General features: G+C 64.0%; 22 protein-coding genes. 12 read left to right on the plus strand and 10 right to left on the minus strand.

Going from position 1 to position 22,003, the window contains the following annotated elements; translation table 11 throughout:
- Positions 1 to 409 precede the first annotated feature (409 nt).
- Positions 410 to 1,702, plus strand: coding sequence for a cytochrome P450 (locus tag A8G00_RS03030; RefSeq protein WP_102999989.1), 1,293 nt, complete (start codon positions 410 to 412; stop codon positions 1,700 to 1,702).
- A gap of 45 nt (positions 1,703 to 1,747) precedes the next feature.
- Here A8G00_RS03030 and A8G00_RS03035 read toward each other — a convergent pair whose 3' ends face one another.
- On the minus strand, positions 1,748 to 2,500 hold the full coding sequence (locus A8G00_RS03035) for an enoyl-CoA hydratase/isomerase family protein (protein ID WP_099186901.1): 753 nt from the start codon (positions 2,498 to 2,500) through the stop codon (positions 1,748 to 1,750).
- 90 nt (positions 2,501 to 2,590) lie between these two features.
- On the opposite strand from A8G00_RS03035, the gene A8G00_RS03040 reads away from it, so the two are divergent.
- From A8G00_RS03040 to A8G00_RS03070, 7 genes are all read left to right on the plus strand, one after another.
- A complete protein-coding gene (locus A8G00_RS03040) occupies positions 2,591 to 3,724 on the plus strand; it encodes a serine hydrolase (RefSeq protein WP_102999950.1) in 1,134 nt (377 codons plus the stop codon).
- On the plus strand, positions 3,724 to 5,319 hold the full coding sequence (locus A8G00_RS03045) for a GMC family oxidoreductase (protein WP_102999951.1): 1,596 nt from the start codon (positions 3,724 to 3,726) through the stop codon (positions 5,317 to 5,319). Before A8G00_RS03040 ends, A8G00_RS03045 begins: the two co-directional genes overlap by 1 nt.
- Before the next feature lie 43 nt (positions 5,320 to 5,362).
- Positions 5,363 to 5,977 (plus strand): TetR/AcrR family transcriptional regulator, encoded by a 615-nt coding sequence (locus tag A8G00_RS03050; RefSeq protein WP_102999952.1) that lies wholly within the window; start codon positions 5,363 to 5,365, stop codon positions 5,975 to 5,977.
- A gap of 54 nt (positions 5,978 to 6,031) precedes the next feature.
- The gene (locus A8G00_RS03055; RefSeq protein WP_102999953.1) at positions 6,032 to 7,273 is read left to right on the plus strand and encodes a cytochrome P450; all 1,242 of its coding nucleotides are present in this window, start codon (positions 6,032 to 6,034) and stop codon (positions 7,271 to 7,273) included.
- Positions 7,274 to 7,294: 21 nt separating this feature from the next.
- Complete coding sequence (locus A8G00_RS03060) at positions 7,295 to 7,612, plus strand: 2Fe-2S iron-sulfur cluster-binding protein (protein WP_102999954.1); 318 nt, start codon at positions 7,295 to 7,297, stop codon at positions 7,610 to 7,612.
- A gap of 134 nt (positions 7,613 to 7,746) precedes the next feature.
- On the plus strand, positions 7,747 to 8,970 hold the full coding sequence (locus tag A8G00_RS03065; protein ID WP_226869691.1) for a cytochrome P450: 1,224 nt from the start codon (positions 7,747 to 7,749) through the stop codon (positions 8,968 to 8,970).
- Between the two features lie 42 nt (positions 8,971 to 9,012).
- Positions 9,013 to 9,534 carry a MarR family winged helix-turn-helix transcriptional regulator gene (locus A8G00_RS03070; protein WP_102999990.1) on the plus strand — a complete coding sequence of 174 codons (522 nt, stop codon included), beginning with the start codon at positions 9,013 to 9,015 and terminating at the stop codon, positions 9,532 to 9,534.
- Positions 9,535 to 9,714: 180 nt separating this feature from the next.
- On the opposite strand, the gene A8G00_RS03075 is transcribed toward A8G00_RS03070, so the two are convergent.
- Complete coding sequence (locus A8G00_RS03075) at positions 9,715 to 10,689, minus strand: SDR family NAD(P)-dependent oxidoreductase (protein WP_102999991.1); 975 nt, start codon at positions 10,687 to 10,689, stop codon at positions 9,715 to 9,717.
- Here A8G00_RS03075 and A8G00_RS03080 point away from each other — a divergent pair.
- Positions 10,688 to 10,876: a hypothetical protein gene (locus A8G00_RS03080; RefSeq protein WP_102999955.1), complete on the plus strand. Its 189-nt coding sequence runs from the start codon at positions 10,688 to 10,690 to the stop codon at positions 10,874 to 10,876. The genes A8G00_RS03075 and A8G00_RS03080 overlap by 2 nt on opposite strands.
- Here the strand turns inward: A8G00_RS03080 and A8G00_RS03085 are convergent.
- A complete protein-coding gene (locus A8G00_RS03085; protein ID WP_102999956.1) occupies positions 10,855 to 11,649 on the minus strand; it encodes an SDR family NAD(P)-dependent oxidoreductase in 795 nt (264 codons plus the stop codon). The two genes, A8G00_RS03080 and A8G00_RS03085, sit on opposite strands and share 22 nt — an antisense overlap.
- Before the next feature lie 11 nt (positions 11,650 to 11,660).
- Positions 11,661 to 12,275: an EthD family reductase gene (locus A8G00_RS03090; protein ID WP_025550578.1), complete on the minus strand. Its 615-nt coding sequence runs from the start codon at positions 12,273 to 12,275 to the stop codon at positions 11,661 to 11,663.
- 83 nt (positions 12,276 to 12,358) lie between these two features.
- Here A8G00_RS03090 and A8G00_RS03095 point away from each other — a divergent pair, with 83 nt between their 5' ends.
- Positions 12,359 to 12,988, plus strand: coding sequence for a TetR/AcrR family transcriptional regulator (locus tag A8G00_RS03095; protein WP_061934486.1), 630 nt, complete (start codon positions 12,359 to 12,361; stop codon positions 12,986 to 12,988).
- A 130-nt stretch (positions 12,989 to 13,118) separates the two neighbouring features.
- The gene (locus tag A8G00_RS03100; RefSeq protein WP_102999957.1) at positions 13,119 to 13,907 is read left to right on the plus strand and encodes an SDR family oxidoreductase; all 789 of its coding nucleotides are present in this window, start codon (positions 13,119 to 13,121) and stop codon (positions 13,905 to 13,907) included.
- Positions 13,908 to 13,944: 37 nt separating this feature from the next.
- On the opposite strand, the gene A8G00_RS03105 is transcribed toward A8G00_RS03100, so the two are convergent.
- Positions 13,945 to 14,847: an NADP-dependent oxidoreductase gene (locus tag A8G00_RS03105; protein ID WP_099186908.1), complete on the minus strand. Its 903-nt coding sequence runs from the start codon at positions 14,845 to 14,847 to the stop codon at positions 13,945 to 13,947.
- 169 nt (positions 14,848 to 15,016) lie between these two features.
- Between A8G00_RS03105 and A8G00_RS03110 the strand changes: the two genes are divergently transcribed.
- Entirely contained in the window at positions 15,017 to 15,955 is a 939-nt protein-coding gene (locus A8G00_RS03110) for an SDR family NAD(P)-dependent oxidoreductase (protein ID WP_099186909.1), read from the plus strand.
- Here the strand turns inward: A8G00_RS03110 and A8G00_RS03115 are convergent.
- The 5 genes from A8G00_RS03115 to A8G00_RS03135 all read right to left on the minus strand — a co-directional run bounded on the left by A8G00_RS03115 (position 15,952) and on the right by A8G00_RS03135 (position 21,935).
- Positions 15,952 to 17,034 carry a phosphotransferase gene (locus A8G00_RS03115; RefSeq protein WP_102999958.1) on the minus strand — a complete coding sequence of 361 codons (1,083 nt, stop codon included), beginning with the start codon at positions 17,032 to 17,034 and terminating at the stop codon, positions 15,952 to 15,954. The two genes, A8G00_RS03110 and A8G00_RS03115, sit on opposite strands and share 4 nt — an antisense overlap.
- Positions 17,035 to 17,311: 277 nt before the next feature.
- Positions 17,312 to 17,923, minus strand: a complete 612-nt coding sequence (locus A8G00_RS03120; RefSeq protein WP_172451735.1) for a TetR/AcrR family transcriptional regulator — start codon at positions 17,921 to 17,923, stop codon at positions 17,312 to 17,314.
- Positions 17,924 to 17,984: 61 nt separating this feature from the next.
- Positions 17,985 to 18,200 (minus strand): hypothetical protein, encoded by a 216-nt coding sequence (locus tag A8G00_RS24965; protein WP_172451736.1) that lies wholly within the window; start codon positions 18,198 to 18,200, stop codon positions 17,985 to 17,987.
- A 321-nt stretch (positions 18,201 to 18,521) separates the two neighbouring features.
- Positions 18,522 to 19,526 carry a phytanoyl-CoA dioxygenase family protein gene (locus A8G00_RS03130; protein ID WP_158230094.1) on the minus strand — a complete coding sequence of 335 codons (1,005 nt, stop codon included), beginning with the start codon at positions 19,524 to 19,526 and terminating at the stop codon, positions 18,522 to 18,524.
- Between the two features lie 84 nt (positions 19,527 to 19,610).
- Entirely contained in the window at positions 19,611 to 21,935 is a 2,325-nt protein-coding gene (locus A8G00_RS03135) for a TonB-dependent receptor (protein WP_102999961.1), read from the minus strand.
- Positions 21,936 to 22,003: the final 68 nt, after the last annotated feature.

Consider the following 22,003-nt stretch of genomic DNA (forward strand, 5'->3'; position numbering starts at 1 on the left):
CGCAAAGCCTGCATCGCGGCCATTGCATCCTGTCAGCACGGAAGCCTGACTTATGGCCGCCCATGTGCCAAGCCGTCTCGTCCCGCACCGCGCCACATTTCAGATAAGCGATACCTGCACGGCCGATGGAGGAGGAAGGAAGCAACGCCAAAATCCACGGAAGTACGATAATATATCTTATGTTAAATCAAATCCCGGCCGCTTCCAGCCTGTTCGTCCTGCCCAGCTTCATGGCGGCGGGCTGCGTTTACCTGATGATGGGCCGCTATCCTCGACACAAGGACTAAGCGCTGTCCCACCAATGACCGCCCGGAGGACTCCACCGATAGTTAGGCCCCTAAAGGACTTTTCGTTCAATCCCGGAACAGCACCCCTTATGCTTCCGTCCGGCATCATGACGGAGGATGGGATGACTGAAATCACCAGGGCGAAGACACAGGAGCCCAAGGAACGGCGGCTGAAGACTGCGGTCGATCATGTCTTCGATCCTTTGGACCCGGAAACGATCCGCAATCCTGGCCCCGCCTATTCGGCGCTTGCCGCCCAATGTCCCTTTTATCACTATAAGGGAGAGGAATATCAGTTCTACATCACCAGCGATTACAAGGAAATTCGCGACAAGATCCTGTCCGACAATCCCACATGGTCGTTCAAATGGGGCGATGCACCCATGGATTGGGAAGCGTTCAGCGATTTCGGGATATTGACCGATCCCCCCTTCCACCTCGAATATATCGCCGCCCTGCGCAGGGGGATGACGCCGGCCCGCATGCGCTATTATCTGCCGGAGGTCGAGGCGATTGCGGAAGATCTGGTCTCCGGACTGGAAAGTCGGGCGGACAAGCAGGGCAATTTCCACGATCTCTTCTGCCTCCCGCTGCCTGCCCGGACCATGTGTTTCATGCTGGGGGCCGACCAGGCTCTCCATGCCGATTACAAGCGCTGGGCGGATGAATTGCAGTCGCTGCTGTTCAACGACAGGAATCCGAACGCCGAACAGACGCTCATCGCGGAAATCCAGCCACATTTCATGGGCCTGATCGAAGCGCGCAGGCAATTGTTGCGCGACGCGGGCATCGATGAACCGACCCATGAACATTGGGGAACGGTGCTGCCGTTCGACTATATCTCGCTCGGTCTCGTCAGCCGCGTGGAGGGGCGGCGCTTCAACGACATGGAATTGTTCCAGATCTGCACCGCGCTGTTGACCGGAGGGCAGGAAACGACCACCAGCCTGCTCACCAATGTGGTCTGGCGGCTGCTGGAAGCCCCCGAACGGTGGGAGCGGTTGAAGGCCGAGCCGCATCTGGTGGAAAATGTGATCGAGGAAAGCCTGCGCTTCGACCCGCCGATCAATTCCCATTTCCGCACCAGCCTGTGCCCGGTACAGATGCATGGCGCGGAGCTGCCCGAACGCAGCAAGCTCATGTTCTCGATGATGGGGGCCAATCGCGATCCGGACATCTTCCCCGATCCCGACAGCTTCATCATGGATCGGCCGCTCAACCAGGTGAAGCGGCATCTGTCCTTCGGCTATGGCGTTCATTTCTGCCTGGGCGCGCCCATCGCCCGCCTGGAGGCGCAGGTCGGCTTGCGGAAGCTGGTCGAATGCCTGCCCGATCTGCGTCTGACGGGAAGTCCCGAGCGGATCGATAGCTGGATCTATTGGGGACAACGCGAACTGCCTGTCGCCTGGGACTGATCACCTCTTTTCGTGGACTGAATGGCGATGGACACGGTGCGGCGATCATCGCGCCTGTCCCTGCATCCCCGCAAGGATCGCCATGCCCTCCATGGCCAGTCCCTGATCCAGTTCCGCGGCCAGCCGCCCCTTGATCTCACGCGTAAGCAGCATGCGGGTATAGCGGTTGGCAATGGCGGGTCGCGCGGCAATCGTGCGGGCCAGTTCCCACGCGCGGGGCATAAGGGCTTCGGGCGACAGCACCTCCCCCACCAGGCCCAGCGACAGGGCTTCGGCCGCGCCGATCTCCTGCCCCGTCATCAGGAAATAACGGCCGCGGTTCGGCCCCAGCAGCATCGGCCAGATGCTGTGCACGCCGTCGCCCGGCACCACGCCGGCCAGCGCGTGCGGCCTGTCCGCAAAGACGGCCCCTTCGGCCGCCAGCACGACATCGGCCAGCAGCGCGATCTCCGCGTGGATGAAGGCGGGTCCGTTGACCGCAGCCAGCACCGGTATCTCGATCGCCAGCAGATTGTTGAGCAGCGCCCTGCCCTCGCGGAAGATCACGTCCCACGTCGCCGCGCCCATTTGCGGCATGTCGCAGTCCATGTCGAACTCCGCGCAGAAGCTGTCGCCCGTGCCGGTGATCAGCAGCACGCGCGCGTCGGGATCGGCGGCGACCTGCGCGAAGGCGATGCCCAATTCCCTGTGCAACCCGCCCCAGAGCGCCCATTTGGCCGGGCCGCCGCGATGGTGGATGCGCAATTCGACGATCCCGTCATCCTGCGTCATTATGATATTGTCGAACGCCTCGCCCATCGCTCTTCCCCTCGTCCTATTCCGTGCTATCAAGTACATACTTGATAACTGGCGCCGACGCCATGGCAAGCAGGAAAGGCGATTGGAAGGATGACGAAGGTCAACGACGCGGTTCAGGACGTGCTGGACCGGCTTGTCGCGGAGGGCAGGGAAATCGGCATTCAGGTCAGCGCCTGGCTGGGCGAGGAACAGATTGTCGACTGCTGGGCGGGCCTTGCCGATGCCGCCACGGGCAGGCCGGTCGACGGCGACACGCTGTTCAACGTCTATTCCGTGTCGAAGGCGGTGACCGCCACCGCCCTGCATATCCAGGCCGAGCGGGGCTTGGTCGAATATGATGCGCCCGTCGCCGCCTACTGGCCCGAATTCGCTCAGGCCGGAAAGGGCGACGTCACCCTCCGCCACGTCCTTTCCCATGTGTCTGGCGTGCTGCGCATGCCGCCCGATGTGACGCCCGAACTGATGACCAACTGGGACTGGATGTGCCGCCGCATCGCGGAGATGGAGGGGGTCTATCCCGCCGGCAGCCGCTCCTCCTACCAGTCGATGACCTTCGGCTGGATGGTGGGCGAAGTGGTGCGCCGGACCGATCCGAAACGCCGCCCCTTCGGCCAGTTCATCAAGGAGGAGATAGCGGACCCGCTGGGCGCCGCCGATCTGTGGATGGGCATAGCCGATGCCGTCGAACCCCGCATCGCCAGGCTGGACGCCGCCGCCGTCTATGTCGCCCCGGACAATAATATGATGCGGGAGGCGCAGCCCCTGATCGTCGACCTGATGCCCGATCCGTTCGAACGCCCCTATGTGCGCCGCGCCTGCATTCCGGCGGTCGGCGGCATCTTCAACGCGCGGAGCAACGCCCGCTTCTGGGCGATGCTGGCCAATGGCGGGCAGTTCAACGGCGTCCGCCTGCTGTCGGAGGAACGGGTCGCCAGCTTCGCCGCGCCGCGCCCGCATTTCGAGGACGCCGATCCCGTCTTCTTCGGCATGGTGGTGCCGATCGCCTGGTCCGGCTTCTGGCTGGGCGGCGCGGAAAACCCGCCCGTCTCGGCACCGCGCAACATGCGGGCGCTGTGCCATCCCGGCATGGGCGGCAATATCGGCTGGGCCGACCCTGACCTGAAGCTGGCGGTCGGCATCTGCCACAACCGCATGTTCGACACGATCGATATAGCGGAAGACAGCCGCACCATCATTGGCGATGCCATCCGGGCGGCGCTCTGATGACCTATGATTATATCATCGTCGGCGGCGGCTCCGCCGGATGCGTGCTGGCCGACCGCCTGTCGGAAAATCCGGCTAACGGCGTGCTGCTGCTGGAGGCGGGGCCGGAGGACCGCAACCCCTTCATCCACATGCCGCGCGGCGCTGCAAAGCTCTACACCGACCCCCGCCATGTCTGGTATTTCCAGACCGAAGGGCATGAGGGCATTCCCGCCGAAACCTGGATACGCGGCAAGATGCTGGGCGGCTCCTCTTCCGTCAACGGCATGATGTATTTCCGCGGCCAGCCCGAAGATTATGACGGCTGGGAAGCGCTGGGCGCGAAAGGCTGGGGATGGAACCGGATCGGCGCGGCGTTCCGCGCCATGGAGGGGCATGAGCTGGGCGGCGACGCGCTGCGCGGGGGCAACGGGCCGCTGCGCATCTCGGTGGAGCCGATGCGCGATCCGCTGACAGAAGCCTTCATCGCGGCGGGCGAACAGATGGGCGTCCCTCGCGTCGACGATCTCAACCGGTCGGGTCGCGCAGGCGTCGGCTATACCCCGCGCACCATCTGGAAGGGCAAGCGGCAGAGCGCGGCCCAGACCTTTCTGAAACGGGCGCGGGGCCGATCCAATCTGCGCATCGTCACCGGCGCGATCGTCGACAAGGTCTTGTTCACCGGCCAGCGCGCAACCGGCGTCCGCGCCCATGTGAACGGCGTTGCCCAGGACTTCGCCAGCGGCCGCGACATCATCGTCAGTGCGGGCGCGCTGATGTCGCCGCAAATCCTTCAGCGCTCCGGCATCGGGGCGGCCGCGCTGCTGCGCGACCTTGGCATTCCTGTCGTGGCGGACAGTCCCGGCGTGGGCGAACATATGCTGGAACACCGCCTGCTCTCCATGGTCTATGACCTTGCTGTTCCGCACAGCCACAACAAGGAACTGGCCGGCCTGAAACTGGTCGGCAACGTGCTGCGCTATTATCTGACCCGCACCGGGCCGATGGCGGCGGGCTACGGCAATGTCGGCGCCTTCGCGACCGTGCTGCCGGAATCGGAGACGCCCGACATAGAGATATTGCTTTCCCCCGCCGTCGCAGCGCCGGACGCCAAGGGCAATATGGTCGCGGATGCGGCGCACAGCATCACCCTGTTCGGCTATCCCTTGCGCTCGCGCAGCGAAGGGTCCGTGCGGATCACGGCGGCCGATCCCATGGCCCCGGCGAAGATCCGCGCGGGCTATCTGACCGATCCCTATGATTGCGCGGTCACGGTCGCGATGCACCGCTATCTGCGCGACTGGATGTCCCGTCCCGCCATCGCGCCGATGATCGCGGGGGAGCGCGAGCCGACCCGATCGCTCCGGACCGACGATGAAATCCTCTCGGCCTTCCGCCAGATCGGCCAGGCGGGCTATCACGCCTGCGGCACCTGCCGCATGGGCGATTTCGACGATGCGGTGCTCGACGAAAAACTGCGCGTGAAGGGTGTCGACGGCTTGCGCGTCATGGATGGATCGATCATGCCTATGATGGTTTCGGCCAATACCAACGGGCCGATCATGGCGTCGGCATGGAACGCGGCCGACATTATCTTGGAGGGGCGCAATCGCTAAAATCCTGACAGACGAAACCGCCTCCGCCGAAGATGGCGGCCGCATGCGGCGGCGGCGGCGCACGCGGGAGGATGTGGTCCAGCGCATCTGCGACGCAGCGCGGCAATTGTTCGCGGAGCGCGGCTATGGCGGCACCACCACGCGGGAGATCGCGCGTCTGGCCGACGTCAGCGAAACCCTGCTGTTCCGCTATTATGGCGACAAGGCGGGACTGTTCAATGAAGTGGTGATCGCGCCGTTCGACGCGCTGATGGCCGACTTCGTCGAACTCCATCCCGATCCCACCGCGCCATTCCCCAGGCAGGCGGAAACGCGCCGCTTCACCCGGCAGGTCTATGAATTGTTCGAAGGCAATGAGGCGATGTTCCGCGCCCTGCTGGCCGGACCGCCAAGCGGCGGCGAGGATACGGCACCGGGCCTGCGCGGCCTTGCGCCCTTTTTCCAGCAATCGGTCGATCAGGTCCGTCAACGCTATGCGCTGGCGGGGATCGATCCGCCCTTCGACCTTGGCATCGGCGTGCGTCTGGGCTTCGGCATGATCGCCGCCAGCGTGATCCTGCGCGACGCGCTCTTCCCCGATCCGCCGGGCCGTGAGGCCGTGTTGGACGTGCTGGAGCAACTGATCGCCCAGTCGCTGGTGGGGCCGCCCATCGATTGACAGCCCGAATGGCCGGAATTATGTAGCATATGCTTCATAGGAGAGATTCCGGTCATGGAACCCGCCGTCAGAATTCAGGAATATGACGATCCGAGCTACGATCCGTTCAGCGCGGACGACATCAATTTCGGGGACACGCTCGATCCCTATGCGAAGATCGCGAAATGGCGGGCGCAGACCCCGGTGCTGGAAGGCGACTACCGCCCCAAAATGGGCCTGCAATCCGCCACTTACCCGGATCGCAAAATGTTCACGATCGTCGGTTCGGACGAGATATTGACGGTCCTGACCGACACCGACCGCTTTTCCAACCATGGCTACAGGTTCAACATCGGGGAAACCTTCGGCCAGGGCAGCATCAGCGTCATGGACAATCCCGAACATGGCCGCTGGCGGAAGATCTTCCAGAAGATCTTCCTGCCCCAATATGTGAAAACATGGGGTGAAACCATCGTCGATCCGGTGGTTCATAAATTGATGGGCAGGTTCATGGGCACCGGCCGCGCCGACCTCATCGAACAATTCACCCTGCTTTATCCTTTCGAGGTGATCTATCAGCAGCTCGATCTCCCGGAATCGGACGTACGCACCTTCCAGCGGCTGGCCATTGGCCAGACCGATTATATGCACATCGACAAGGCGCAGGAGGCATCGCGCAAGCTGGGCGAATATTTCACCGCGCTGGTGGACGAACGGCGGCGCAATCCGGGCGACGATCTGGTCAGCCTGCTCGCCAATACCGAAGTGGACGGCGATTATCTGCCGCCGCTGGTGCTGATCTCCTTCCTGCGGCAATTGATGAACGCGGCGGGCGACACCACTTATCGCGGGACCAGCGTGCTGCTGACCGCGCTGCTGGAAAATCCCGATCAGCTCGACGCGATCCGGGAGGACCGAAAGCTCATTCCCGTCGCAATCGAGGAGGCGCTGCGCTGGGACGGCCCCGTCGCCGTACAGCTTCGCATGGCGAAACAGGATGTGGTGCTTGCCGGCGTCGGAATTCCGGCCGGATCGCTGCTCGACGTGGTGGCAGGCGCCGCCAATCGCGACCCGGCGATCTTCCCCGATCCCGACAAGTTCGACATCTTCCGCGAGCGCAAGGCGCACTTCTCCTTCTCGCGCGGACCGCATATCTGCGTCGGCCAGCATCTGGCGCGGGTGGAGATGACCCGCGCGCTGCATGCGGTGCTGGATCATCTGCCCAATCTGCGCTTCGACCCCGACAAGCCGCGGCCCGAGATACGCGGTTCGATGATGCGCGTGCCCAGGCATCTCCATGTCCGCTTCGGCGACTGATCTTCATCCAGGGGACCCAATATGCCAAATGTGATCGTCACCACCCGCGATGGCGCGGAAAGGGAAATTGCCGCCGAAAGCGGACTGTCCTTGATGGAAGCGATCCGCGATGCCGGGATCGACGAGATGCTGGCGCTTTGCGGAGGATGCTGCTCCTGCGCGACCTGCCATGTGAAGGTCGACCCGGCCTTCTTCAGGCTGTTGCCGACGGTCAGCGATGATGAAAGCGACCTGCTGGACAGTTCCGAACATCGCGACGAATATTCGCGATTGTCCTGCCAGATCCCTCTCACGGCGGAGCTGGACGGCCTGCGCGTCGCGATTGCGCCGGAGGATTGAGGGGCGGCGACCGGCAGGAGCCGCGATCCATCGCATCTGTGAAATCCTGACCCATGCGCAGGCGCGGCCCTTGCCTCGCCTGCCACCTGGGTCAAGACAGTTTCGGAGAGGGAAAACAGAGAATGAGCGCTGACATGACAAGCGTGGCTGAAGGCGAGCTGGCACCGCGTCCCGACCATGTACCGGCCGCGCTGGTGCGCGATTTCAACATCTACGATATTCCGGGGTCGGCAGAGGATGTGCAGGCGGCCTATGCCGCGATCCAGCAGGCCAATCCCGATATATTCTGGACGCCCCATAATGGCGGGCACTGGGTTGCAACCCGCAGCGACGACATCATCGCGATGCAGCGCGACTATCATCATTTCTCGCACAAGCACATCGTCCTGCCCCCGATGCCGGAAGGCACGCCGCGCCAGATCCCGCTGGAGATGGACCCGCCCGAACATGCGCGATACCGGCGCCCGCTGATGCAGTCGCTGATGCCTGCCGTGGTCTCCGAACTGGAGAGCAAGGTGCGCGATGTCGCGGTGGAGGCGATAGAGCGCGTGCTGCCGCGGGGCGAATGCGAGTTCATCGAGGATTTCGCCAAGATCCTCCCCATCCACGTCTTCCTGGAACTGGTCGATCTGCCGATCTCCGACAAGCATCGCCTGTTGCCGATCGCGGAACGCTCGGTGCGCGGCCACACCGCCGAAATACGGTTGCAGGCGCAGCAGGAAATGGGCGGTTATCTGATGGATGAAATTCGCGCCCGTCGCGACAATCCCGGAGAGGATTTGCTGAGCAAGCTGGTCAACGTCAATGTCGGTGAAGGTCGGATTTCCGAGATGGAGGCCGTCAGTTACGCAACGCTGGTGTTGTTCGGCGGGCTCGACACCGTGGCCGGCATGATCGGTTTCATCGCCCGTTTCCTGGCGCTGAATCCAGGTCATCGCCGTCAGTTGGTCGAGCGGCTGGATGATGAGGATTTCATCAAGCACGCGATTGAGGAGATGATTCGTCGCCACGGTCTGGCCAATACGTCCCGCGTGATCACCGAGAACCTCGAATATAAGGGCGTATATTTCCAGGCGGGCGACCGCATATTGCCCGCCAATCTCTGGGTCGGTACGGACGACCGGGTGAACGCAGATCCGCTGGTGGTGGATTTCAGCCGTGAAAAGCCGGTGCACGCGGCGTTCGGAAACGGAGCCCATGCCTGTCCGGGCGCAGTGCTGGCGCGGCGGGAAATTCGCATTTTCCTCCAGGAATGGCTGAGCCGCATTCCGGATTTTCGCATCAAGCCGGGAACGAAGCCGGTACTGGCGACGGGCATGGTCAACGGCGTGCTCAGTCTGGACCTGTGCTGGCCCTGAGCCGCCGTCGATAGCTCCATGCCGGTGGAGGGCAGCGCGAACATGCCTCGCAAGCCTCTGGACCAACTCAACGCCGGCCGTTCCTTCTATGCACAGCGCATGCCCGAGATGGAGAGCGAGCATTTCGGGCCGCTCTGGAATTTGTTCACGGTCGGGCATCTGGTCACGACCGATCTGGACGGCATCGCGGGCAAGCTGGGATATAGTTTCGCTGATCTCGACCTTCTCGGCACGCTGGCGATCGATCAGGACATGCCGCACCGGGCGACCGATCTCGCCTCCACCCTCCATATATCCAATGCCGTGATCTCGACCAGGATCGCGCGCCTGGAAAGGGCGGGCTTGCTGAAGCGCCAGCGCAACCCGGAGGACCGGAGGGTTTTCGACCTGGCGCTGACGCCGCCGGGACGCGTGCTCATCGAGCGAGCCATTGTCGACATTGCCGCGCAGTCGAAGCTGGTCCGCTTCTTCCGCCAACTCAGCCCCACCGACCGGCAGACCTTGTCCCGGCTGCTGGGCGACCTGCACCAGCGGTTCGACCGCGAATTCATCGGCGGGCTGTAGCACCGCCAGGTCTGGAGCGCGCTGTACTGAATCGGACGCAGGTCGCGCGCTCCAAATTCCGTTTCCGCATCCTTTCGGGCGGAAAACCGGTTCTCGCCCTTCGACAGGCTCAGAACAGGCTTTTCCGCCCGATGCTTTGCCCGATGCCCGGTCCGCCAGCGACCGCGAGGCATGTTCCGGTCAGATCAGGCCTTGGCGGCGCGCCGCTTTGGCGACGGCGGTGAATTCATCATAGACGGTCAGGGGTTCATGAACGATGGCGTCGTCCGTGACGCTGCCCCAGTGAGCGGCAATATCCTCCACGCTGGGCGGCATAGGCCCCATCGGCGCAACCCAGCCATCGGCGGCGCAGATGCGCACCTTCGCGTAACGGCCGCTATTCTGCGAATAGATGCCGTGGGTGGAAGTGCATTGTTCGCTGACCAGATATACTGCCAGCGGCGTATTGAACGCCACTTCGATGCGGCCATCGCTCGCGGCGTAATCGGCGCCTTGCACCGCCTCCGCAAAGGCGGGGATTTCCATGAAACCAGCGTCCATTTCCGCTGCCAGCCGGGATTGCGCGGTGGGCAGCAGCAGGTTCGACGTGATGCCATAGGCCGATCCCTCGATGGCGACGATATGGCTGAGGCCCATGAGGCCGCCCTTTGCCGCCGCGTAATTGGCCTGCCAGGCGTGGCCGAACATGGCGGATGCCGAACCGGTGAAAAGGAACCGGCCGTAGCCGTTTCGACGCATTGCGCGATAGGCGGGCTGGGCGACATAGATGGCCCCTTTCAGATGCACGTCGATGATCGCGTCGATCTGCTCATCGGTCAGATCTTCGAACCGGCCATTGCGCAGGAAGCCTGCATTGTTGATGCAGATGTCGACCTTGCCGAAGGCATCGAGCGCGGTCTGGACAACGGCCGCACCTCCCTGTCGCGTCGACACGCTGTCGTAATTGGCGACCGCTTCCCCGCCCTTGCCGCGAATTTCCTGGACCACCAGGTCCGCCGCATTATGCGATTGTCCCTGCCCCGATCCGCTGCCTCCCAGATCGTTCACGACGACCTTCGCGCCGCGCCGGGCAAGCTCCAGCGCGTAATCCTTGCCCAAACCGTTGCCTGCGCCGGTGATGATCGCCACGCGGCCGTCGAAACGCAAATCGGTCATGTCCATCCTCTTCTTCCATTCTCTTTCGGCCCATGCGTTCGTCACGCGCGAACAGGCGGTCATCCACGGCGAGCGGCAGCCGGGGCGATCCTATCCCTTCGCCGGATCGGCGCCAGCATGGGCAATAAAGATCGGCTATTCGATGAAAACAGGCGTCAGGGGCACTCAGTTGACGCTCTGGACCTGACCGCCGTCCACGCGGACATTGGCGCCGGTCATGTACCCCGCATGCGGGCTCGCGATCATGCAGACGACATGGGCGATCTCCTCGACCCGGCCGATGCGGCCGACGGGAATCGGCGTCAACTCGCGAGCGGCGCGGGCTTCTGCTTCCTCCAGGGAAATGTCGCCCCAGCCCATGTTCCGCTTGAGATTGCCGAGCCATGCCTCGACCGCCGGAGTGAGGATCATGCCGGGGCTGACACTGTTCGCGGTGACGCCGCAGGGTCCCAGTGCCTTCGCCAGGCTGACGGTCATGTTCAGCATGGCCGCCTTGGCCGCGCCATAATCCGGGCCGAAGGCGATGGGCTGCGTGGCCGCGGCACTGGCGATGTTGATGATGCGGCCCCATCCTTTCGCCTGCATCGCGGGCAGAAGCCGCCGGATCATCCGCGCGGCGGCAATGGCGTTGAGCTGATAGGTACCCTCCCAACCCTCTTCGTCCACCTCCGTCCAATGCATGGCAGAGGTGCCCACGGCGCCGCCGGCATTGTTCACCAATATGTCGACCTCCCCGACTGCCTTCGCCACCGCGTCCGCCCCTGCATCGGTGGAAAGATCGCCAATCGCCACGCAGACGCCGCGGTCAATCGAATCTGCCACGGCACGCGCCTTTTCCGCATCGCGGCCATGCACAATCACGGCGCAGCCTTCCGCCGCCAATAGTCGGGCTATGCCCGCGCCGATGCCGGAACTGCTGCCCGTCACCAGCGCGCGCTTGTCTGCCAGTCCAAGGTCCATGCCTGCCTCTCCTATGCTTTCACGATATGCTCGATGGCGATCATGGTCGCGTAATCGCTGACGAACTCGGCCACGTCCGCCGTAATCACGGCGATGTCCTCCGGGCTTCTGAACAACCCGTCGCGCAGCGCCGCTTCGCTTGGAAAATGAAGATGGGCCATGCCGAACCAGGGAACCGCCGGCGAAAAACGATCCTGCACATAGCGGTTCATGCCGACATGGATTTCGCAGGCGAGCGGGATATGTTCGTTCCAGTGCCGTTCCACATCCTGTCGTGGCAAAGCTTCGATGGCGCGGATGAAGGAAAGCTGGGAAAGGCCCGGCGTGATGCCGATCGGCAAGCGCGCAGCCGCTGCCTTGCCGACGATCTGGGCGGAGGAGCGCACCTCCACGTCTTCCCAATCGGAGCGGATGCTGTGGGCATCGAGCGCGGCGTCGGACCAAAGTTCGATCACCGCATCGTAAACCGGCGGCGTCGGAACACCGCCGGGCTCAGCCGGAGCATTCAGCCCTTTATGCACGACGATCCGCTCGGCCGCCTTGGCCCAGGTCTGCGCCGCGGCCCATTCGGGCGCGGATGCGGCCATGACGGACCGCGGTCCGCGCAAAAGGATGACCCGCTTCATCTTGCCCTCTCCCTGATCGCTCTTGCGCGACCGACTCGCATTTAATAAAATAAACGGTATAGTTTTATTTCGATGGAGCAAGCGTGCCCGGCGAAGACATCACAAGACCGCGCCGGGGGAGGCCGACCAATGCGGATGCGCCGGTGCGCGAGGCCGAACTGATCGAGGCAGCGGCGCGCGCCTTTCTGATGCACGGCTATGCCGGCGCGAGCATGGACCATATCGCCGCCGTCGCCAGGGTCAGCAAGGCGACAATCTATGCCCGCTTCAACAACAAGGCCGCGCTGTTCGAGGCCGTTGCCCTCCACAGCGTCGCGTCCATGCGCAGCGATGTGCGAAGCATCGCGACCGAGGGGCGGGAACCCGCCGGGGTGCTGACGGACTTCGCCCTGCGCATCACCGGCGAAGTGGCGGAGGCGGAGCGGATCGCCCTGCTCCGTCTCGCCATCGCCGCGAAGGAACGCTTCCCCGACATAGCCAAGCGGCTGCACGGCCATATCGCTGATACGGTGGCGCCGATAACCGCCTATCTCACGCATTTGCGGGAGGCGGGGTACGAGATCGACGATCCCGCCCAACTGGCCCAGCACTTCATCAATCTGGCCAATGGGGGGCTGCGTTTCCTCCTGACCGACGACTTCACGGATGAGGCGTTTCGGCAGCAATGGGCGACCCGCGTGGTCGCATTGTTCCTGCGAGGGATAGAGCGCTGAGCGGCAGACGGCATCCATGTCGATAGGGACATGCATCAAGCATGCATTGTTTGCGCGCTTCTCCCCCCTCCGATTGTCGACCTCGCGCTTTTCTGAGACGCCTGGGGGCGAGTGGGCGAGGAGACGGGATATGAGGCGCTGGCTGATCACAGGCATTTCGAGCGGCATCGGCGCGGCGTTGGCGAAAGCCGCTCTGGCGCGGGGCGACCATGTCACTGGCGCCGCCCGCGACGCGCAAGCGATCAGCGCATTCGAAGCGGAGGGCGCAGGCCGCACCAGGGGAATCGTCGCGGACATGAGCGATCCCACGCAGGTTTTGAGGCTTGCATGCGAAGCGCTGGCGGCCGGGCATGTGGACATATTGGTCAACAATGCCGGGCAGAGCGTGTTCGGCGCGGTCGAGGAGGTCGATCTGGATGATGCGCGCGGGCTGTTCGAGGTCAATTTCTTCGGTCCCTGGGCATTGACCCAGGCGCTGCTGCCGCATTTCCGCTCGCGCGGATCGGGCACGATCGTTCAATTGTCGTCGGGCTGCGGTCTGAACGGCACGCCCGGCCTCGGCGCTTACTGCGCGAGCAAATTCGCGCTGGAAGGCTTGACCGAAACGCTGGCGCTGGAGGTTGCAGCCCTGGGCATCCGCACCATGTTGGTCGAGCCGGGCGCGATCGCCACCCGCTTCATCAGCCATGGCACGCGCGAAGCGCAGCTCCGCATTGCCGATTACGGCTTTCTGTCGGGGCAGGGCAAGACGGTGCTGGACGGCTATTACGCCACCGCCGCCAGCCCGCCGGAAGCGGTGGCGGAGGCGATATTGGCGGCGCTGGACGGCGAACCGCTGCCCCTGCGCCTACCGGTGGGAGAGGATATGCGCGGGGCGCTGGCGCAAAAGGCATCGGCGCTGGCTGCGCTGGCCGGTTGACGATGCGGCGCGGAAGACTGCGCTATCGCAAGGATTTTCAGTTCGTCAGGATGACCTTGCCGTTCAATCCGCCCGCATCGACCAGCCGCTGCGCTTCCGCCGCCTGATCGAGCGGCAGGATGCGGGCGATGGGCACGGCGATCCTGCCCTGCGCGACGGCGGCGCCCAGACGGGCGGCGTCGGGACCGCTCGGGACGACCGCGAAAAATTCTGGCGCAGACGGCAATTCGTCGCTCGGGATCGGCGTGGTGGCGGCGGTCAGCACCCGGCCGCCGGGCTTCAGGTGCCGGCAAAGCGCGCCGACTGCTTCGCCGCCCACAGTGTCGATGACATGATCGAAGGACGCGCCGCTCCAATCCTCCTCGCCCAGGGCGATCACATCGTCAGCACCCAGAGCGCGCACAGCCTCGACATGAGCGGCGCGGACGGCGGCGGTCACATGGACGCCCCGCTCCTTCGCCGCAAACAGGGCGAAACGGCCGACGGCGCCCAGCGCGCCCGTCAGCATCAGCCTTTGGCCCGCCTGAAGGTACAACCCGCGTTCGACCATCTGCAATCCGGTCAGGCCAGCGGTGGGGATAGCGGCGGCGGTCGGCAGATCGAGGCCATCGGGCACCAGTGCCAGATGATCGGCGGCCACGGCGACCTGCTCGGCATAGCCGCCCTTGCGAAACGGATCGAGCATGCCGAAGACGCGGGCGCCGGGCGCAAAGCCCTCCCCGCCGATGACTTCGCCCGCCACGTCATAGCCCAGAACATGAGGGAAACCGACAGGCGCGAAGCTTTCGAACAGGCCCGCCCGCCATTTGCCGTCCGCCGGATTGACGGCCGCTGCCAGGATGCGCACCAGCGTTTCCCCCTGCTTGGGCTGCGGTGGCGGCAGATCGGCAGGTTCCAACACCTCCAGGCCGCCATGGCGGTTGATCACGATCGCCTTCACCCCTGCATCTCCTTCATTCGGCCAGGATCATCGACGCGCTCCGTTGGCGCTGATCTTGTGGCGAAGCCGGGCATCGTCGGGAAGCATGTCAGGCGCAATCATCACGTCGGTGATTAGGGTCTTAAGGTGCCAGCGGCTACTCTCCCGGCACAACTGATGGGAGCAGGATATGCAGAGACTGAAGGGCAAGGTGGCCGTCGTGACCGGCGCGGGCCGCAATATCGGCCGGGCCGAAGCGATGCTGCTGGCGGAGCAGGGCGCGAAGGTCGTCGTCAACGATCTGGGCGGCGGCCCTTATGGCACGGAGAGCGGCGACGCATCGCTGGCTGAAACCGTCGCCCAGGAGATACGCGACGCGGGTGGCGAGGCGATCGGCCAATGTTCCAGCGTGGCGACCCGCGAGGGCGGCGAGGCGGCGGTGCAGGCGGCCATCGATGCCTTCGGCCGGATCGACATTCTGGTCAACAATGCGGGGATCGTCCGCCCGGCGCGGATAGACCGGATGACGGACCAGGACTGGAATCTCTGCATGGACGTCAGTCTGACGTCGAGCTTCTTCACCTGCCGCGCCGCGGCGGCGCATATGATCGCGCAGCGGTCCGGCGTAATCGTCAATACGGGGTCGCCATCGGGCTTCGGCCATTGGGGCATGGCCAATTATTCCGCCGCCAAGGAAGGCCTTCTGGGCTTCACCCGCACCATTGCGCGCGACCTGGGGGAATTCGGCATTCGGGCCAATCTGATCCGCCCGGTGTCGCACCTGACGGGTACGCATACGCCGGAAATCGACGAGACCATCGCTGAATCGGCGCGGCTTGGCATTCCGCTGCTGTGGAACAAGCCGATGGCGCAGCCGCGCATGACCGCCCTGCCCGCCCATGTCGCGGCGCTGGTCGTATGGCTGTGCACCGATGCCGCCGCCCATGTCAGCGGGCGGGACTTCTACATCCAGGGCGACGAAGTGGCCCTGATCCCCGAACCTGAAGCGATCCGCACCAGCATCCATCCCGGCGGCTGGACGCTGGATGCGTTCGACGAGCAGGCGAACCGCGACTATCTGTTCGGCTCGATCCAGAACCGGTTCGTGCGGACGCCTGATCCGGTTTAAAGCGGACCAACCGGCGGGGCGGCATGATCGACCGCCGCCCAGCCGAAACGCGGCGCGGTGGCGGCGTTATTCTCCTCCGCCTGCCATTCGACCGGATTCACCATCCAGTAGAACAGGCCATAGACGATATGGGCGCGGATGGCGCGCCATGCCTCTTCCGCGGACGGCGGATGGGCCACGCCATGGCGGGCCAGCGCGGCAAGATAGCCCGCGACCAGATCCCTCTCCCAAGCCCGCCGGTCCAGCGGATCGAGCGCGGAGATGTAGAAATAGGTCACGTCCTGCGCCCAATGGCCGCGACGCGTGGTCTGCCAGTCGAGGAAGCCCGGCCGCCCCTCGCGGGTGAGATACATATTGCCCAGATGCGCGTCGCCATGAATGACGCAACGCGGCCCCTGCTCCCCGAAAAGGCGCAATTCCTGCAGCGCCGCATGAACCCCCTCCCGGTCGCGGCAAGCCACCGGAATGCCGAGCGACCGGGGCAGCCCCATATAATGCGCCCATGTTTCGGGCTGGAGCTGACCGCGCCCGAAATCGCCCCAGGCTTCGTCCGGCAATGGATCATGGCGCATCAGCCAGCCAAGATCGCCATCGTCCTCCAGCGCGGGACTGTTCCACCAGCGCGCGTGCAACGCGGCCATGTCGTCCAGGAAAGCGGCGGCCTGATCGCGGGTCAGCGGCTGCTGCACGCGGCAGATATGGGCGCCGGTCGGCCGCAGATCCTCCATGACCACCATCCCCTGATCGGCATTCGCCGCGGCGTAGAGGATTTGCGGCAGCCCCAGCAGCAGGCGCGGCGCCAGCTCCGCGAAAAAGCGCGCCTCCGTCTGGTAGCAGAATTTCACCAGCTCCCGATGCTCGGCAAGACCCGCCTTGATGCACAAGGCCCGCGGCAGGCCATGGCCCCGCCCGGCATCATTATAGGTCGCCGTCACCATCATCTTGGTGCCCGTGCCCCAAAGGATTTCGTGGACGTCGAGCCTCTCGACCCGCGTTCCGGGATAGCGCGGTGCCAGCGCGTCGCCCAGCCAGGAGGCGGTGACGTTTTCAGGGACCAACGGCAACCAGGGTTCTTTCATGCAGCCTCCTCCATATGCAGCTTCGATAACAGGCAGGCGACCAGATGACCGACGAGCGTTTGCAGCAAGACATGCCCTTCCCCGTCATCGCAGCGCCGGCGGGGAATTCGGCGTCCATGGAGCGCTTGACCCCGGCGGAAAATAAGGTTCGCATGGGATGGTCCGGCAGATCGCAACATAGCCTAAGAAATCCCGCCCAGGGCTGAGGGAGCCGCCGACGCGCCCGGTGCCGGCCACAGCCGTTCCCGGCCATCCGCGATCGGAGCAAGACCCTGCTTCACATTCCCTTCACGCCCTCAAGAACCAGTCCGACGATGGCGGCGACGTCCATGTGCAGATTGTCCGTACCCACCAACAGGCGATGCATCGGCGCCAGCACGGCGAGGTCGTAGAGGAAGCAGGCGGCCCTATCCGGATCGCGTACGCCGCAATTGAGGAGAGGCTGGCGCAGCATGGCCTGCGCCTGCGTCAGCCCGTTCCGGTTCGCCGCCAGTGCCAGCGCAGGCAGATTTGTCGCCTCCGCCACCAGCAACCGGTACATGGCGAGCGCATCCTCGTCCGTGGCCATCGCGTTGAGGGCGCAGACCATGCGGGTCAATATAGCCTCGTCGCTCGCGGCTTCGCAGCCGATCCGCTCGATCATGGCGAAACGGCGGGCGATGAACTGCTCCAGAACCGCTTCGAGAACCGCGCGCTTGTCCGGAAAGCCGGCATAGAGCGTCCTTTTCGACATACGCGCCAGCGCGGCAATGGCGTCCATCGACGTGCCGGAAAAACCCTCTCGCCGAAACAGATGCGCCGCGGCGTCGAGAATGCGGGAGCGAGCGTCCAGCACGTCCAGTTGCGGGGGCATGACACGCCCGACTATCGCATCATCGTCGGCCGTCACGGCTGTTGGGTCAGATCGGGGTCGAAGTCTTGCCGAATGGGTCATGACCGGTGCTCGTCCCTCATGCCACAAAAGCGAGCGGCAGGCCCGGCCGGGGCGAACGGCTGCGCAGCAGCCGACCCGTTCCGGCTGCCGTGATCCAGACATCCCGGCCATTCTCGGCGCCGAAGGCGATGTTCGTCACCATGCGATCATCGATCGGCATGTGGCCGCACAGGCCGATGGCGGGATCGACGATGGTGATAACCGCCTCGCCCAATGGAGCCGATGCAGACATGCCCGCCCGCCTCCACCGCGAAGCTGTCCGACATGATGTGGCCCGACGCCGTGGCAGCGACTTCGCCGCTGAGGCGCCCATCGCCCAATTCAACCACCAGCGCCGATCCATCGGAAAGCGCCACCGGCCCTTCCGGAATCAGAAGGCCGCTTGCCATGACCTCCATGAACCTCTCCCATGCCTGCTGCCCTGTTCGACGGTCAGGTAGATAGGATCGATCCCGTTCGGGCAACGGCTTTCACGCGGGCGCCGACAATGCATCACAAGTCCGTACGACCGGCCTTATGGCGCCGGGACGTGCCGGCTGTTCCGCCGGATGTTTCAGTGCTGCGGACGGATGAACATGGCGGTGCCGTGGTCGGATGCGACATAAACGGGATCACCGATCTTCACCATTTGCGGGATTTCCTCCAGCGCCAGCGGCATGCCCGTCAGCCGTCCTCGGGTTATCCGACAGAAACTGTCCTCATCGATGCGGAAGGTGCGCTGTTCCCCCTCCTTCGTTTCCACGGCGATGGCGCAGGCGTCGAGCGCGGCGACCGTGCCGACGGTCGGGATATTGCCCGATTTCGGCATGCCGCGAATATCCATCGACAGGCGGAAATGGCGGTCGGACCGGTTGGCAAGTCCGCTATGGGGCGTTTCCAGGCTGAACACCAGCAGGTCGCCGGGTTGGTAGAGGGCGCGGCACCAGGCATCGGCCGGGATCACATCGTCGCCGATGCCTTGGGGCGGCCGGGGAAAATCATTCATCCGGGGACGGTGCAACCCTTCGGCAACAGCCAGGCCGCCCGTCTCCTCATCGATTGGAGCGAGCGGCATCCAGCAGATTTTCAGCGGCAGCCCCTTGTTGTTGGGACCATCGCAATGGACGAAGTTGAACCGCGAGTCCGGCCGACCCGTGCCCGGCGGCAGCGCGTGATATTCGGTATTGGGCACCCAGAAGACCTCTTCCCCGAACAGCTCCTCGAAAAAGGCGCGGATCGCGGGCTCCGCGACGAATTGATCCCGCGGATAGCGCGCCAGCAGCGGATCGGTGGCCGGCGTGCCGTCGTTGCGGATCGGAAAATCGTCAAGCGGTGCGCCATTATACACGGCCGCGTCGTCGCGCGCTGGGTCGACGACTCCCAGGTCGCGCAAGACATCCAGGTAGACGGCGCGCAACCGGCCGACAGCATCCCTGTCCAGCACGTCGCGGAAGAACCAATAGCCGTCCCGATCCCATGCCGCATCCAGCGCCGCGCGATCGCCCAGCAGATGATTGGCGGTCCTGAGCTCGCGCATCGGCGGCGTATCAGGCGAGGTGGAAGTAATCATGTCGGCCATGTCCGGTCTTTCCATAAACGTCGGGCCAGGCCGACCCGCATCCGTCCCGCGAAACAGGACAGATGCGGGGCAGCCCCCCCTTTTTCAGAAATGATAGCGCAGGGTCACGCCATAAGTCCGCGGCAGGCCGGGCGTGTGGCTGGTGTAGCCCAGGCTGTCGAGGTTGATGAGCAGGAAGTCATATTTCTTCTTGGTCAGGTTGTTGACATAGAGGGCGAGGTCGAAGCCCGATCCCATGACCCGGTTCCAGCTCGCGTCCAGATTCACCAGATTATAGCCCTCTGCATCCGTATAGCCCGGCACAACCGTATCGTTCCCGACATAATCGTCGGTATGATAATAGCTGATCCCGATGGACGCATCGCCCTGAGAACTGTCCAGCGGTGCGAGCAGCCGCGCGCCCAGCGTGTAGACATTGCGCGGCGCGCGGGCGAAGGGATCGTTGCTGTGGTCGCTGCCGTCCGGATAGATGAACTTCGTGAACTTCGCGTTGGTATAGGCATAGTTGGCCGACAGTTCCAACATGGGCACCGGACGGAACAATATGTCCGCTTCGATGCCCCAGATGCGCGCCTTGCCCGCATTGGTCGTGACAGTGGTGGGGGGCAAGGCCAGCGGATCGGTCAGCAACCGCTGGATGTCGTTATATTTGGCGTAATAGGCGGCCAGATTGGTGCGCAGGAACATGCCGCCCATGCGCCAGTCGGCCTTCACCCCCAATTCGACATCGTCCACCGTTTCCGGCCTGAAGGTCCGGCGCAGCCCGGCCTCGGTCGAGGCGCGGGCGCCGAAGCCGCCGGTGCGGTAGCCATGCCGGTGCGCAAGGTAGATCAGCTTGTCCTGCGCGATCTTATATTCCAGGCTGAGATTGTAGGTGACTTCGGAAAAGCTGTCGCCCACGTTCAACTCGCACTGCGAAAGCGGCACGGCGGTTTCCGGCGTCGCGGGATTATTGTCGAGGTCGCGGGTGAAACGGCATGCGGTGGCCGTGCGATTGCGGATCGTCGCCTCGCGCTTGTCTCGATTGTAGCGAACGCCGGCCGTCAGGCTCAGGCTGTCGTTGAAACGATAGGTGCCCTGCGCGAAAGCGGCGAAGCTGCGGTTGCGGCCCGCCACATCGGTATTGCTGAACGCAGCGGTGGGATAGCCGAAAATATCTTCCGGCTCGACCAGGCCCGGATCGACGCTGCCAACCGTGGAAAGACCCTGGTTGCGACCCTTTTCCCAGAAATAATAAAGGCCGGTGATCCAGTTGAAGTTTTCGTTCTCGCCCAGCAGCTGCAGCTCTTCCGAAAACTGCGCGGTCCAGTCTATCCGCTGCTGTGGATGCAACGAATTCATGCTTCCATCCATATCGTCGAAGATGTTGTCCTTGACGTGACGATAGCCGACGATGTTCTTGACCGTCAGCATGTCGTTGAGCGGAATGGTCGTGGTGTTGGCGATGTCGTGCGTCTCCACCTTGGTGAAGATGTTCGATCCATTGGCGATGCGATAGGGGCCCCGCGCCTGCTGTTCGGCCAGCAACTGCTCCAGCGGGCGATAGCCACGCGCCGCGCGGACGGCGGCGCCGTTCAGCGATCCGGTGGAACGGACCTTGGCGAGAAAGCTTGCCGTGCCGCCATCGTCTTCGTGGAAATAATTATAGACGGTCAGCGATTCGACGCCGCTGTCGTTCTTCATCAGCACGGAGGCGCGCACGCCCTCCTGCGCGGTGTCGTTGACGTTGCGGCCCAATATCTCGTCATAGACGAAGCCGTCGTCGCGCTGACGCTGGCCGGCGACGCGCACCAGTATATTGGGCGACAGGGGCACGTTCAGCATGCCCTCCACGATGAAGGTGTCCAGATTGCCGTAAGTGACGCCGACGCGGCCTTCGAAATTTTCGGTCGGCCGGTTGGGACGGATGATGATCGCGCCGCCGGTCGTGTTGCGGCCGAACAGCGTGCCCTGCGGCCCGCGCAGCACTTCCACCGATCCTATGTCGAACAGCGCGCCATTGACCCCCTGCGTGCGCGCAAGCACGATGTCGCCCATATAGGTGGAAACGGACTGGTCCGCGAGCAGGGTGAGTTCCTGCTGGCTGAGGCCACGGATCGCGAAATTGGGCAGCGAACGGCTGCCGCCCTGTCCGGGAACCGACACAAGGCTGGGAACCACGCGGCTGAGGCCCGCGACATTCGAAATATTGGCGCGCTCCAGCGTAGCGCCTGACACCGCACTGACGGAGAGCGGCACATCCTGCAACCGTTCCTCACGCCGCCGTGCCGTTACGACGATGTCGTCACTGCCGAAGGCGGCCTGCGCATGCTGGAGTTCCTGTTCGGGCGCCGCCTGCGCCGATGCAATTGCCGGAGCCGCCGAAAGCAGGCAGGCACAGGACGACATCCAGAAACTCGAAATTTTCATGACAACCTCCCCTGAAACATTGATGTTCGCTTTTGTTGTGAAATCGTGACCGCCTCGCCACCGGGCCG

Source organism: Sphingobium sp. SA916 (genome assembly GCF_002894065.1).
Taxonomy (GTDB): Bacteria; Pseudomonadota; Alphaproteobacteria; order Sphingomonadales; family Sphingomonadaceae; genus Sphingobium; species Sphingobium fuliginis.

What these genes read in the sequence shown, in the direction of transcription:
- A8G00_RS03030 (WP_102999989.1), top strand. Translation starts at nt 410, where the DNA reads ATGACTGAAATCACCAGGGCGAAGACACAGGAGCCCAAGGAACGGCGG.
- A8G00_RS03035 (WP_099186901.1), bottom strand. Translation starts at nt 2,500, where the DNA reads ATGGGCGAGGCGTTCGACAATATCATAATGACGCAGGATGACGGGATC.
- A8G00_RS03040 (WP_102999950.1), top strand. Translation starts at nt 2,591, where the DNA reads ATGACGAAGGTCAACGACGCGGTTCAGGACGTGCTGGACCGGCTTGTC.
- A8G00_RS03045 (WP_102999951.1), top strand. Translation starts at nt 3,724, where the DNA reads ATGACCTATGATTATATCATCGTCGGCGGCGGCTCCGCCGGATGCGTG.
- A8G00_RS03050 (WP_102999952.1), top strand. Translation starts at nt 5,363, where the DNA reads ATGCGGCGGCGGCGGCGCACGCGGGAGGATGTGGTCCAGCGCATCTGC.
- A8G00_RS03055 (WP_102999953.1), top strand. Translation starts at nt 6,032, where the DNA reads ATGGAACCCGCCGTCAGAATTCAGGAATATGACGATCCGAGCTACGAT.
- A8G00_RS03060 (WP_102999954.1), top strand. Translation starts at nt 7,295, where the DNA reads ATGCCAAATGTGATCGTCACCACCCGCGATGGCGCGGAAAGGGAAATT.
- A8G00_RS03065 (WP_226869691.1), top strand. Translation starts at nt 7,747, where the DNA reads ATGACAAGCGTGGCTGAAGGCGAGCTGGCACCGCGTCCCGACCATGTA.
- A8G00_RS03070 (WP_102999990.1), top strand. Translation starts at nt 9,013, where the DNA reads ATGCCTCGCAAGCCTCTGGACCAACTCAACGCCGGCCGTTCCTTCTAT.
- A8G00_RS03080 (WP_102999955.1), top strand. Translation starts at nt 10,688, where the DNA reads ATGTCCATCCTCTTCTTCCATTCTCTTTCGGCCCATGCGTTCGTCACG.
- A8G00_RS03075 (WP_102999991.1), bottom strand. Translation starts at nt 10,689, where the DNA reads ATGACCGATTTGCGTTTCGACGGCCGCGTGGCGATCATCACCGGCGCA.
- A8G00_RS03085 (WP_102999956.1), bottom strand. Translation starts at nt 11,649, where the DNA reads ATGGACCTTGGACTGGCAGACAAGCGCGCGCTGGTGACGGGCAGCAGT.
- A8G00_RS03090 (WP_025550578.1), bottom strand. Translation starts at nt 12,275, where the DNA reads ATGAAGCGGGTCATCCTTTTGCGCGGACCGCGGTCCGTCATGGCCGCA.
- A8G00_RS03100 (WP_102999957.1), top strand. Translation starts at nt 13,119, where the DNA reads ATGAGGCGCTGGCTGATCACAGGCATTTCGAGCGGCATCGGCGCGGCG.
- A8G00_RS03110 (WP_099186909.1), top strand. Translation starts at nt 15,017, where the DNA reads ATGCAGAGACTGAAGGGCAAGGTGGCCGTCGTGACCGGCGCGGGCCGC.
- A8G00_RS03115 (WP_102999958.1), bottom strand. Translation starts at nt 17,034, where the DNA reads ATGAAAGAACCCTGGTTGCCGTTGGTCCCTGAAAACGTCACCGCCTCC.
- A8G00_RS24965 (WP_172451736.1), bottom strand. Translation starts at nt 18,200, where the DNA reads ATGTCTGCATCGGCTCCATTGGGCGAGGCGGTTATCACCATCGTCGAT.
- A8G00_RS03130 (WP_158230094.1), bottom strand. Translation starts at nt 19,526, where the DNA reads ATGGCCGACATGATTACTTCCACCTCGCCTGATACGCCGCCGATGCGC.
- A8G00_RS03135 (WP_102999961.1), bottom strand. Translation starts at nt 21,935, where the DNA reads ATGAAAATTTCGAGTTTCTGGATGTCGTCCTGTGCCTGCCTGCTTTCG.